Genomic DNA, 12,435 nt, shown 5'->3' on the forward strand with positions numbered 1-12,435 from the left:
CTTTCTTTTAAATATACCACTTGTGTTCAATTTGGATGTTGATTTACAAGCAATAGCGAAAGCACAAGCTTTATAAAAAAACAACTCTATAAAACACGTCATAGAGTGGTCATGAAAGCTATTTTGTTTTTTATCAGGTGTTTTGCTAATAGCGATAGTCTCCATGGCTTGGCATCTGCTTATTTTTACGGTATTTGTACACATTCATTGCAGTATATTGGTAAGGTTAGATGCAAGGCGATTATCCTTGATGCAAAAATAAAAGGTTAATGTGAGATTAAAGATTTTTTCGTGTCATTATCAGTAGAAACATTATAAAGGGCTTGAACGAGCATGCTCTTTATCTCTTTATCTCACGATGTTTTTTCTACATTCATTCGTGGTTTTCTTGAGTGAGCATTACTTGGCAAAGTGTAGGAGAAAAAATAAATGTGAAGCGCATCTTCAGGGGGGCTCTTGGCTAGTTAAAACGATAGATGTTTCTTATGAGAGGGCTAAAAGCATTTTGGATCATATGGGAGAGGGGGTAAAGTAGAACGGGCTTATTTTCCTTCAGATTTTCGAGAACCGCGGCTGTTTCTTTATCGCAGAATTGTCAAGAATATATTCATTATTGTTTTGTCATTTAGATAAAAAATTTTTGATAAAAATATGTTATGTTTTTTTATTGAAAAAAGTCATGCGGTAGGGAGAGTATTTTATATGAGAATAGAGTTCTTTTTACATTGTGAAAGAACGTATGCAGGAAGGTGATTGATGGATTTCTGATCTGAGGGAAATATTTTTATCCATTGCGTTTTGTATATTTCAATTTTAGGAGAATGAACAATGATTATATATTGGGAAATTACATATTGGGATAGAAGGGGCCCTCATTGCCTTGCGGACAGATCCAAGTGATATTTTGGTTTGGGTCTTTGATGTCACACGTTTTACAATGTATACAATTTGAAGCGTTGATCATATAAGCCAGATGACCATTATCTTCTAGCCACTCGTAGACAGCGGCGGGACAATAGCGTGTAGAGGGTCCTCCATAGATTGCATACTCAGAGTCTTTTTGTTTTTTTAATGAGGCGATTTTTAAATGGCAAGGTTGATTTTCTTCATGGTGCGTATTGGAAAGGGCAACACTTGAAAGGCGATCAAAGGTTATAACGCCATCTGGTTTTGGGTAAGCAATGGGTTGAAATTTTTCTGCTGGTTCAAGGCATGCATAATCTTCCTTTCCATGGGAGAGTGTTTTAAATAAGGAAAATCCGAACAATTGTTGCCACCACATATCAAAACCAGCAAGTTTAATTCCATATTTTGTCCCATATTTTGCCCAGAGCGGTTTGGCATTTCGCACTTTATAAAGATCTTTGCCAATGAGCCCTTTTCGCCATTGTTCTTCGATTTCTTTAACCTCATCATGGGCACGCCCTTGTGCAAGAGCGGTAGCAATTTTATCGGCAGCTAATATGCCAGATAAGATGGCATTGTGTGATCCTTTGATACGAGGAACATTGACAAATCCAGCAGAGCAGCCAATAAGCGCTCCACCAGGAAAGGTGAGTTTTGGTACAGATTGCCAACCTCCTTCGCTGATAACACGTGCACCATAGGAAAGACGTTTTGCGCCTTTAAAGATTTTATAGAGTTTTGGATGTGTTTTAAAACGTTGAAATTCTTCAAAGGGAGAAAGATAAGGATTTTTGTAATCTAAGTGCACAACAAAACCGACAGAAATGATATTGTTTTCTTGGTGATAAATAAAGCCACCGCCACCGGTATTATTGTCTAAGGGCCAACCAGTGAAATGTTGTACTAAACCGCGTTGGTGTTTGTTGGGGGCAATTTCCCAGAGCTCCTTGAGACCAAGACCAAATTTTTGTGGTTCTCGATTTTTGCTAAGATTAAAATGTTGTATCAGTTGTTTTGCAATTGAGCCGCGTGCTCCTTCCGCAATCAGAGTATATTTTGCCAATAAAGCCATCCCAGGCATATAATTTTTTCCAGGGGTTCCATCTTTGTTAAGCCCCATATCACCGGTGAGAACACCAATGATAGCTCCGTTATCTTTTTGGATGATGGGTTCTGTTGCTGAAAAACCAGGATAGATTTCAACACCCAACGCTTCAGCTTTTTTGCTTAGCCAGCGGCAGACGCTCCCAAGCGAAACGATATAACATCCGTTATTTGATAAGATTTTAGGGTGCAAAATATTGGGAAATACTGTGGACTTTTGAGGCTTTAGAAAAAAAAATTGGTCTTGTGTAACAGGGGTTGTGAAGGGATGGTCGTTATCATTTCGCCATTCTGGTAAGAGTGTGTCGATACCAATGGGGTCAACAACTGCGCCAGAGAGAATATGTGCACCAACTTCGGTTCCTTTTTCAACAATTGTGACAGAAAGCTCAGGATTAATTTGTTTAAAACGAATTGCGGCAGAAAGCCCTGCAGGTCCTGCTCCGACAATGACTATGTCAAACTCCATACTTTCACGTTGGTCATGCAGAGGTGCTTTCATGGCTTATAAAGCTTTCTCCAATTCTGGAATAATTTGGTGGAGATCACCTACAAGGGTGTAATCGGCAATTTGCATGATGGGAGCTTCTTCATCTTTATTAATGGCAACAATAATTTGTGCATCCATTATACCGGCTACATGCTGGATTGCACCGGAAATGCCAACGGCGATATAGAGTTCAGGGGCAACGACTTTTCCTGTTTGTCCAATTTGCCAATCATTGGGAGCATAGCCTGCATCCACTGCTGCGCGGCTGGCACCTAAAGCAGCATTTAATTTGTTTGCAAGAGGAAGAAGCAGGGCCATAAATTTCTCTTGAGAACCAAGACCACGCCCGCCTGATATAATAACACGTGCTGAGGTGAGCTCAGGACGATCACTTTTGTTTGTCTCTGCTTTTACGAAAGAAGAAAGATTTGGATTGGGAGCTGGTGTTATTGTTTTAATGGGAGCAGAATTATTTTGGGAAGGCGTTGGGGTGAAAGAAGCGGTGCGAACTGTTATAATCTTTTTATAATCATTGGTGCGTACAGTTTCAAATGCATTACCTGCATAAATTGGTCGTTTGAAGGTATTGGGTGAAAGAATGGCGGTAATATCTGAAATTTGCATAAGATCAAGAAGAGCTGCTACGCGCGGCATCACATTTTTCCCAGTACTGCTGGATGCTGCCATGATCACATTATAATCATTTGCTAACGTGAGAATTGTATCTGCCATAGGCTCGGCAAGTTGATGGGCTAAATAGTCTGCTTTTGCAATAAGAACTTGCCGCACACCATTAAGTTTAGCACTATTTTCCGCTATCGTTTGAACTTTTTCTCCGCAAACCAGAATATCGATATCGTTACTGAGTACGCGTGCAGCGGTGAGTACTTTTGCTGTTTCTTCTGTATTATGATCGGCCAATAAAAGAATTGCCATAAGTTTTTGCCCTTTTATGTGAGTGTTGCTTTTACTCTAGTGGTGAGAATATTAAATGCAGTTCTTCTGTTTTAAGGCTCTGACAAGTTCTACTACATTTGCCACTTTTATACCGGATTGACGGGTTTTTGGCTCTTCAACGCTTAAAATTGTTAAGCGTGCTTTCGTATCGACGCCAAGATCAGTAAGAGATTTTTGTTCAATGATTTTCTTTTTTGCTTTCATGATATTGGGGAGAGAGGTGTAACGCGGTTCATTGAGCCGTAGATCGGCGGTCATAACCATGGGAAGGGGAAGACAAAGGGTTTGTGTTCCATTATCAACTTCACGAGTAACTGTAGCATGCCCATTTTCTATGTTAAGATGTGAGGCAAAAGTTGCTTGTCCCCACCCAAGAAGAGCAGCGAGCATTTGTCCTGTTTGGTTGCTATCGTCATCAATTGCTTGTTTTCCTAAAAAGACCATGTCGGGTTTTTCTTCATCAACAATGGTTTTGAGAATCTTAGCAATTGCTAAAGGTTCAAGTGTTTGATCCGTTGTGACAAGAAGTGCGCGATCAGCTCCCATTGCAAGTCCTGTTCGTAGAGTTTCTTGAGCTGCTTCTGGGCCAATTGAAACAAGAAGAACTTCTGAAATTTTACCGGATTCTTTTTGGCGAATGGCCTCCTCCACGGCTATCTCATCAAAAGGATTCATAGACATTTTTACGTGAGACAGATCAACGCCTGTACTATCCGGTTTGACGCGTATCTTGATGTTATAATCAACAACACGTTTGACAGCGACAATTATCTTCATAATGATCCTCTTTGTTTGTATGTTACAAGTTTATAGCAATACTCATAAGAAACCAAATTGTTTAGAATGAAGTCTCAATTTATAACTTGTGTTCTCTTTCGTATAAGCTTTTTTATGTTTACTTGTACTTTCTCGTCGTCATTTTCAATCTTCATATTTTTGCATTGCCATAATTGCCTTATTTGCTTGAATAAAAAGTAAAAAAATCAATCTGTCTTGTGAGAATATTCTTTTTTAGTTTCTTATGCTTTGTTTATGATGGTGCAATAGGTCCTTTATGCAATGAAAAATTAAGTGAAAAAGATAAAAATGGGGGAATGATTTTGCTCTTCAAATCTTGAAGACAGAAAAATTAAAGATCTTTCTTTCAAATATTTTAGATAAAGATTGGGGAAAATATTTCTAACAAAAAAGTTTTTGGGAGTTCTTAAAGCTCTATTTACTAAAATAGAGCACACTTTCTCATCATTTGTTGCGATTCTTTTCAAAAAGGTTAATGAGGGGTAGGCGTTTGTGAATACGAAGGGTCATACGATCGACCAAGCGACCAAACAGGTTAGGAACGATAAAGTCTTTTCTTTTGTTGAACAGAAAGACAGAAGGGATACTTCTGTAGAAGTAACGATGTCGGATATTGCTCAAAAATTACGCACCGTTTATGCGCAAATGCAAATGAAGCATTCGCCTCGTTCTTTAATGCAGCAGAGTTCTGTAGAAGAGCATTTTAAATCTTACTTAGATGATATTAGTCGGGCCATTTTGGCTGAACATTATATACGTCGTCAAAGAGAAAAAAAGCTTTTCCAGTCTTTAGAGCAGATTAAAACAATTGTTCAAAGTTTGCAGAGTGAAAAAAAAAGCTTAGAAGAAGCAGCGGTAACACGACAGGTGTCTCGTTCAAAATCACCTGATTCTGTTGTACAAAAACTTGCTCACATGGAATGTGAGGGAAATCAAGAACGCTTATTACTTCAAAAGGTGCGAAATTTTTCGAAAGAAAACAGCATAATTTCACTCCAAACAAATGTTGAAAATACGTTGCAGCAAGAAAATAGAAGCCCTTTGCCCAATGATGCTCTGAAATCTTCTTTTAAAAAGGTTGAGGGAGTAGTGAAGCATGCTGTGATAGAAGAAAAAGGTATGATGGGTGCTCAGGCATCTAATCATTGTATTGAGAATGATTTTTCTTCTTTAAGGACGCAGTCTCGGGAACATGTCTCGTTTTTATCTTATTTGGTAAAAAAAGGTGTTCTTTGTTTTTTAACCGTTGCATTTGTGGTAGCGATAACGTTATGTTTTTATAGCTTTTTAAAAGGAGCTCGTTTTTTTTAATTTTTATGATGTTGATGTTAATAGATGTGAAATGTATTGCGCATTCATGTTTGTGCGGAAGCTATAGCAACTAAAATTATCTTTTTAAACACGCAACAGAGATTATTGGAAAAGAGGATAATTGGAGAAGGATTCTCTAATTGTAAAAAAAAACTCAAATTATCTTGAAGGTTCTGTAAGTGAGTATTTATTTACCAATTGCTGAAATGTCACTCAATATGCTGATCTTGATTGGTATGGGAGTCGTTGCTGGTTTTTTTTCAGGACTTTTTGGAATCGGTGGTGGGTTTCTCATCACGCCGTTATTGATTTTTTATAATATTCCTCCTGCTATTGCTGTTGGAACAGGTGCTAACCAGATGATTGCTTCATCTGTAACAGGAGCAATTACACATTTTAGAAGACGTACGCTCGATATTAAACTTGGTATTCTTTTGGCGATTGGAGGAGGGATTGGTTCTTTAATCGGGATTCAGGTTTTCTCTGTTTTGAAAAAGTTAGGTCAATTAGACTTAATGATTTCGCTTCTTTATGTGATTCTTCTTGGAAGTGTAGGAAGCTTGATGATCGTTGAAAGTTGGTATGATATGATGCGCAAGCGTAAGGAAGGAAAAGCCAATATTCGTCTTGCTGGTCGACATAATTGGATTCATCGCTTACCCTTAAAAATGCGTTTTCGGACATCTATGATATATGTTAGCATTATTCCAGTTTTAGGGATTGGTCTCATTGTGGGGTTGTTGTCTTCTATTATGGGAATTGGTGGGGGGTTCTTTATGATACCAGCATTGATTTATCTTCTGCGTGTTCCAACCAGTGTGGTGATTGGGACTTCACTTTTTCAGATTACATTTGTGTCTTCTTTCACGACAGTTTTGCAAAGTATGACTAATCAGTCCGTTGATATTGTCTTGGCTTTTTTGTTAATGCTTGGAGGAAGTATTGGTGCGCAATATGGAACACGGGTTGGACGGAAGTTAAAGGCTGAACAATTGCGTATGGCACTTGCATTTTTAGTGTTGATTGTGTGTATGCGTCTTGCTTTTCAATTATTTATACGCCCTGATAATCTTTTCTCTCTGGATATTCTTATGAGATAAAAATGGGTAGATTATTTTCTTTATACATCATTACAGGTTGCTTTTGTTTTATTTCTTTTTCTACATGGTCACATGTTGGGACGCCAGCTACATTCATTGATCAAGTTGACCACGAAACTGTCCAAATTATTGTAACAACGAATACGATTACTGTGGATGCAAATTTTGCTGGTCGTGATCTTTATATTGCTGGTGTTTTAGAAAATATTGATCCTTTATATTCTCGACAGAACCGTTATGATATTGTTGTAAGCTTGGAGGGACAAGATCGGACAATGGTGATGCGAGAAAAAAAACGCAATGCCGGTGTATGGGTCAATACAGATTCTCTTATTTTTAAAAAGGTTCCTCTTTTTTACTCTATGGTCACAACACGTGAAATTGACGATATTACGAGCATTGAAGATTATAAACGCTTAGGGTTAGGATTACTCTATTTGCCATTGCAGACGGATGAACAAGATCAGAAAAAAATACAAATCTTTCGCGATGAACTTATAAAATTGCAAAAAGCTAAAAGCCTTTATTATGAGGAAGTGGGTGGGGTTCGTTTTGGTTCTGACACACTTTTCACAGCGCATTTTCGTTTGCCAGCAAATATCCCAGTTGGACATTATAAAGTTCGTGCTTATCTTTTTCGTGATGGACAGTTTATTGATAGTGCAACAACGACTCTTGAAATTGTTAAAGCACATATCACCTATACAATTTTTTATGCAGCGCACAAGTATCGTTTTTTATACGGTATTGTTGCAGTGATTATTGCTATTACTACAGGATTTTTATGTCGTTTGATTTTTCGAAAAGATTAACGCAAGGAAAATGTTAAGGCTTTTATTTTTTATGAAAAATTCGTAAGATAAGAAAAATAGGCACAACAACAATAGCTCCTGTCATAGTTATATGGAAGAAATTTGTAAGCGTTATAAATCCTGCTTCCCATAGTGATTGAAAAAAATCGACTATTTTTTGTATGAGGTTTCGAGGTGTCCATCCCAAAAAATTCATTACGATGCCAATGAAGAATGAAAGAATAAGCAATTTTAGACTAACGCGGCGTGATTTTCCTCCAAGAAACGCATGAAAAGAATCTAATAATTTTTTTTTTCGCTTCATTTTAATATACTTTCAAAGATCGTGTTTTTTATTGTATTATCATGGTACAGCGATGTTATTATCATAAAGGAAAAACATTTTTTTATTTTTTCTTACTTTTTGAGTTTATCACCTTAGTCTGGTTAACGGTGCTGGTTTTTGAAATATACACATGTTTTATTGCATTTTTTGCGATATTTTCATGGCGCTTCTTTTATTAAATGAAGGGATATCCTTTCGTCTCGAGAATTTGTAGAGAAATTTTATAACGTTTCAGCATTTCTTATCAGAGTGAGAGTTCTAGTATATTGAAGATTTTGTAACGAACTTATTATTGTCGTGTATAGAAATAATATTTCAAGACAGTTTACTTAAAAAAAGACTATCTATTCTAATAAGGGTATGCTTATATAGGTATTATATTTAGATATTTCAACCTTAGTGCATTGAAAAGATCTTTTTTTCTGAAAAAATGTAAGCAATGAATTGAGTGTTGTTAAAGGAGCAAAGATATTAAAAATACGATGTGGAAAAAAGTTTTGTTATGTGTGGGTGCGTAAAGGAATATCAGGGGGAGCCTATGCTCCTTTTATTTAGAAATAAAATATAATTTAAAAGCTGTTATTTGGCAGAGGATTATGGAAAAATTCAAAATTCCTCTTGTAGGGGGAGGAGGTCATGTCGGTTGATGGGTGAATTTTCCTGTTTTGTTAAAATGTCAAATTGTTAGTAGAGCTCTTTGTTATTAAGGCGCTTAAGCTAACAAAGAAGAGTCTTTTGATGGCATAAAAAGGCGAGAGGAAAGAAGAGACAAGCTTACCCGACAAAAGAGAGAAAATAGTGGTTTTATAGTCTTCAATCGTAGGCGTTATGACATCATGAATAGGCTCTGTTATGGGGGAGCATTCATTGTATGTCAGAGTGTTTGTTGTTGCATGTTTTGGTTTGTCTTGGCTTATAGCCATGGGTAGAAGTCCGTGGTTGGTAAGTGGTGTTGTTTGAAGGTTTTAATAATACTTTGTTTGAGGCGCTTATGGATCATCTAACCTTATTATTAAGCATGTGCTTGTTGTGTGGGAAATTTATATAGTAAACTTTAAAAGGAAAAGTCTATGAACTTGAAGAAAAAAATATTACAAAATAGCAGCTCTCTTGTTTCTGCTTTTATAGCTTTGGCGATGGTTGCACAGCAAGTTTCAGCAAAAACACCCGCTGATACCCTTGTGATGGCTTGGAATCTTGATGCAATTAGTACATTTGATCCCGCACAACTTAATGATGTTTATGGAAGTGAAATTGTTCGCAATGTTTGTGATAATTTGGTCAGTACTGCGACAAATGATCCTGCTAAAATGGTTCCCGCTTTAGCAACACATTGGGATGTTTCAGGTGATGATCACAGTACAGTGATTACTTTTCATTTACGTGATGGTTTGAAGTTTAATGATGGTCGATCAGCCAATGCCAATGATCTTCTTTGGAGTATGAAGCGGATTGTCAAATTGAAGATGGGTAATGCGGCAATTTTTAATGAATATGGAATTGCAGAGCAAAATGTTGATGATGCTTTGCAAGCCCCAGATAAGAAAACAGTGGTGATGAAATTTGATAAGCCTTATCCAGCAGAGCTCATTCTTAATAATATTGTTGCAAGTCCGGCAACAGCTTTGCTTGATCGTCAGACAATTATGAAGCATGAAAAAGATGGCGATTTTGGAAATCAGTATTTGAAAAGTCATGCTGCTTGTGTTGGTCCTTATCAGTTAAAAAGTTGGCGCTCTGGAGAAGCTCTTTTGTTGCGTGCAAGCTCTCACTATTGGGGACAAGCGCCTAAACTGAAGCAGATTTTAATTCGCCATGTTGCAGAGCCCGGAACACAACGTTTGTTGTTGCAAAAGCACGATATTGATGTTGCTCGTGATTTGACCCCTGAAGATCTTGCAGATCTGCAAAAAACAACAGATGTTAAAATCGAAGAAGTGTTAGAACCATCTATGATGTACTGGGGATTTAACATGACAAATCCTATTTTTGCTAAGGAAAAAGTGCGTTTGGCGATGCGTTATCTTATAGATTATGAAGGTCTTGGCAAGAAGCTTCTCAAAGGTGTTGGTGTTCCACGGGCCAGTTTTATTCCTCTTGGCAACTTTGGGGCTTTAGATGAAAAAGAAGGGCAACCCTTTAAACTTGATATTGCAAAAGCCAAGCAGCTTTTAGCAGAAGCTGGTTATCCGAATGGATTTGAGGCAAATTTTCTCGTATCAAATGCTCCTTATAGGGTGTTGCTTGCTCAGTCACTCCAAGATAGTGCCGCAAAGGCGGGGGTGCGTCTTAAAATTGAACGGATGGCCGGTACACAGTTGTTTTCTAAACTTTATGCACGGGCTTTTGATACGATTTTTGTCGGATGGAATAATGATTCTGCGGATCCTCATACTATGGCTTCACGTCTTGTTTATAATCCAGATAATCGGCTTGAGGCAAAAAATACCGCCTATCCTAGTTGGCAATATGGGTATTTGGATGAAACGATGAATCAAAAGGTTCAGGATGCATTGTTTCAAAAAGATCCGCAAAAACGGGCACAACTCTATGCTGATTTACAACGTGAATTGATGCAAAAAGGACCTTATGCGTTTATCTTTCAGAAATATACTGTTATCGCGATGACGCCTGATATCAAAAAGTGGGTTTGGAATAGTGCGCCACATATTTTTTATAGTAAAATTGAAAAATAAGAGTGTCTTCAATGCTGTTCAATAGATAAAGGGCATCGTCATGATATATTCGGCGTATTGTATAAATTTTAAGCTTTGCAATGCGCCGAAGATCATAGGTAATGTGTGATATATTGTTGAATGTCTTTTCAAGACATTCGTTTAAAGATATTTTTCATTCTCATTAGAGGTGTATTTAAGTGGATGTTAAGATCGATATTTCAATTTTTCTGAATTAGAAAGTGGTCAATTTATTTGTTAAAAAACTGAGTATAACATAAAGAAACGAAGTGTAACAAATATCGCGGAATTTAGTGGTGCTAAAGGTGCAAAGGTTTTGCGATGTTGAAGGAAAGTTTTGTTATGGGGGTACACAAGGGATATCAGTTTTTTATGGTGTTTATATTTTCTTTTGCTTTGAAAGATGATGAGATGTCATTTGGAGGGTGTTATTTTACGGGGAGTGATGAAAAAATTAAATTTTCTTTTGAAGAAGGAATAAAAGTCGTTGCATTTGGCAAACTAACGAATTTTTCTGTTTTATCAAATCGTCAAATTGTTATGAAGGCTCGTTGTTATTAAGGTACTTGAGCTAAAAGGGGTAGTGCTTTGATGGTATAGAAAACGCCGGAAGAAATACGAGACAAGCTTGCTTAACAAGATAGAAAAAATACAGGTTTTATAGTCTTCAATAGTAGGCGTTATGGTATCGTGGTTAAGCTCTGTTGTTGGTGAGCGTTCATTGTATATCAGAGTGTTTTCCTTTGTATGTTTTAGTTTGGCTTATAAGTGTAGACAAGAGGAGTCATTGGCAAGAGGTGCTTGTTCTTGAAGATTTTAAAGTTTGGTCTTTAGGAGCCTATCGTTCGTCTAAACTTAAATTAAGCACGTTTTGCTGCATGGAGAATTTATACAATAAACGTTAAAAGGAAAATTCTATGAACGTGAAAAGAAAAATATTGAAAAAGGGCAGTTCTTTTGTTTCTGCTGTTCTTGCAATGGGGATGTTTGTGCAACAAGTTTCAGCAAAAACACCCGCCGATACGCTTGTGATGGCTTGGAATCTCGATCCAATAAATACATTTGACCCTGCACAACTCAATGACCGTTATGGAATTGAAGTGGTTAACAATATTTGTGATAATTTAGTCGTTTCTGCTACAGATGATGCGGCTAAAATGGTTCCCTCGTTAGCGAAGAGTTGGGATGTTTCAAGTGATGATCAGAGTACGGTGATTACTTTTCACTTGCGTGATGGTTTAAAGTTTTATGATGGTCGTCCTGCGAATGCCAATGATCTTGTTTGGGGTATGAAGCGGGTTGTCAAATTGAAATTGGCTAATGCGGCAACATTTAATGAATATGGGATTACAGAACAAAACGTTGATGAGGCTTTTCAAGCACCGGACGACAAAACAGTGGTGATGAAATTTGATAAACCTTATCCAGCAGAGCTCATTCTTAGCAATATTTCCACTAATCGCACTGCTGCCTTGCTGGATCGTGAGACACTCATGAAACACGAACAAGATGGTGATATGGGAAACCGGTATTTGGCCAGTCATTCTGCTTGTGTTGGTCCTTATCAGCTAGAGAGTTGGCGCCCTAGAGAAGGAATTTTGTTGCGTGCAAGCTCCAATTATTGGGGGGAGGAGCCTAAATTGAAGAAGATTTTAATTCGCCATGTTGCGGAGCCTGGAACGCAACGTTTATTATTGGAAAAACATGATATCGATGTTGCACGTAATCTGATGCCAGAAGATTTGGCAGATCTCCAAGCAACAACGGATATTAAAGTTGAAAAAGTGTTGGCGCCCTCCATGATCATATGGGGATTTAATGCGACAAACCCTATTTTTGCCAATGAAAAAGTGCGTTTGGCGATGCGCTATCTTATTGACTATGAAGGACTCGGTAAGACTCTTCTCAAAGATGTTGGTATTCCACGTGCAAGTTT

11 protein-coding genes are annotated in these 12,435 nt (G+C 37.5%); 6 read left to right on the forward strand and 5 right to left on the reverse strand.

The genetic code is table 11. The annotated features are described in order from the left end of the window. Positions 1-847: 847 nt before the first annotated feature. From ACFINS_RS08040 to ACFINS_RS08050, 3 genes are read right to left on the reverse strand one after another with little or no spacing between them, the layout of a single operon-like run. Entirely contained in the window at positions 848-2,512 is a 1,665-nt protein-coding gene (locus ACFINS_RS08040) for a 4Fe-4S dicluster domain-containing protein (protein ID WP_375651306.1), read from the reverse strand. Positions 2,513-2,515: 3 nt separating this feature from the next. Continuing rightward, a complete protein-coding gene (locus tag ACFINS_RS08045; RefSeq protein ID WP_375612264.1) occupies positions 2,516-3,436 on the reverse strand; it encodes an electron transfer flavoprotein subunit alpha/FixB family protein in 921 nt (306 codons plus the stop codon). A gap of 51 nt (positions 3,437-3,487) precedes the next feature. Further along, positions 3,488-4,234 (reverse strand): electron transfer flavoprotein subunit beta/FixA family protein, encoded by a 747-nt coding sequence (locus tag ACFINS_RS08050; protein WP_375612265.1) that lies wholly within the window; start codon positions 4,232-4,234, stop codon positions 3,488-3,490. Between the two features lie 513 nt (positions 4,235-4,747). Here ACFINS_RS08050 and ACFINS_RS08055 point away from each other — a divergent pair. From ACFINS_RS08055 to ACFINS_RS08065, 3 genes are all read left to right on the forward strand, one after another. Continuing rightward, positions 4,748-5,566 carry a hypothetical protein gene (locus tag ACFINS_RS08055; RefSeq protein WP_375612266.1) on the forward strand — a complete coding sequence of 273 codons (819 nt, stop codon included), beginning with the start codon at positions 4,748-4,750 and terminating at the stop codon, positions 5,564-5,566. 179 nt (positions 5,567-5,745) lie between these two features. Beyond that, entirely contained in the window at positions 5,746-6,666 is a 921-nt protein-coding gene (locus ACFINS_RS08060) for a sulfite exporter TauE/SafE family protein (protein WP_375612267.1), read from the forward strand. Positions 6,667-6,668: 2 nt separating this feature from the next. Beyond that, positions 6,669-7,478, forward strand: a complete 810-nt coding sequence (locus ACFINS_RS08065; RefSeq protein WP_273790722.1) for a TIGR02186 family protein — start codon at positions 6,669-6,671, stop codon at positions 7,476-7,478. A gap of 22 nt (positions 7,479-7,500) precedes the next feature. Here the strand turns inward: ACFINS_RS08065 and ACFINS_RS08070 are convergent, their stop codons facing one another. Both ACFINS_RS08070 and ACFINS_RS08075 read right to left on the reverse strand, forming a co-directional pair. Then, positions 7,501-7,782 (reverse strand): DUF6460 domain-containing protein, encoded by a 282-nt coding sequence (locus ACFINS_RS08070; protein ID WP_375621636.1) that lies wholly within the window; start codon positions 7,780-7,782, stop codon positions 7,501-7,503. 689 nt (positions 7,783-8,471) lie between these two features. Then, on the reverse strand, positions 8,472-8,726 hold the full coding sequence (locus ACFINS_RS08075; protein WP_375613506.1) for a hypothetical protein: 255 nt from the start codon (positions 8,724-8,726) through the stop codon (positions 8,472-8,474). A gap of 147 nt (positions 8,727-8,873) precedes the next feature. Here ACFINS_RS08075 and ACFINS_RS08080 point away from each other — a divergent pair, with 147 nt between their 5' ends. From ACFINS_RS08080 to ACFINS_RS08090, 3 genes are all read left to right on the forward strand, one after another. Next, positions 8,874-10,499, forward strand: coding sequence for an ABC transporter substrate-binding protein (locus tag ACFINS_RS08080; protein WP_375651310.1), 1,626 nt, complete (start codon positions 8,874-8,876; stop codon positions 10,497-10,499). A gap of 372 nt (positions 10,500-10,871) precedes the next feature. Beyond that, on the forward strand, positions 10,872-11,060 hold the full coding sequence (locus ACFINS_RS08085; RefSeq protein WP_375613875.1) for a hypothetical protein: 189 nt from the start codon (positions 10,872-10,874) through the stop codon (positions 11,058-11,060). A 356-nt stretch (positions 11,061-11,416) separates the two neighbouring features. Further along, positions 11,417-12,435: ABC transporter substrate-binding protein (locus tag ACFINS_RS08090; protein WP_375706071.1), on the forward strand; the 1,019-nt coding region annotated here is incomplete at its 3' end.

Source organism: Bartonella sp. AA2SXKL, from assembly GCF_042197205.1.
GTDB lineage: Bacteria > Pseudomonadota > Alphaproteobacteria > Rhizobiales > Rhizobiaceae > Bartonella.

Excerpts from the sequence above, each read along its gene's own strand:
- ACFINS_RS08040 (WP_375651306.1), bottom strand. The coding sequence starts at position 2,512 with ATGAAAGCACCTCTGCATGACCAACGTGAAAGTATGGAGTTTGACATA.
- ACFINS_RS08045 (WP_375612264.1), bottom strand. The coding sequence starts at position 3,436 with ATGGCAATTCTTTTATTGGCCGATCATAATACAGAAGAAACAGCAAAA.
- ACFINS_RS08050 (WP_375612265.1), bottom strand. The coding sequence starts at position 4,234 with ATGAAGATAATTGTCGCTGTCAAACGTGTTGTTGATTATAACATCAAG.
- ACFINS_RS08065 (WP_273790722.1), top strand. The coding sequence starts at position 6,669 with ATGGGTAGATTATTTTCTTTATACATCATTACAGGTTGCTTTTGTTTT.
- ACFINS_RS08070 (WP_375621636.1), bottom strand. The coding sequence starts at position 7,782 with ATGAAGCGAAAAAAAAAATTATTAGATTCTTTTCATGCGTTTCTTGGA.
- ACFINS_RS08075 (WP_375613506.1), bottom strand. The coding sequence starts at position 8,726 with ATGGCTATAAGCCAAGACAAACCAAAACATGCAACAACAAACACTCTG.
- ACFINS_RS08080 (WP_375651310.1), top strand. The coding sequence starts at position 8,874 with ATGAACTTGAAGAAAAAAATATTACAAAATAGCAGCTCTCTTGTTTCT.
- ACFINS_RS08085 (WP_375613875.1), top strand. The coding sequence starts at position 10,872 with ATGGTGTTTATATTTTCTTTTGCTTTGAAAGATGATGAGATGTCATTT.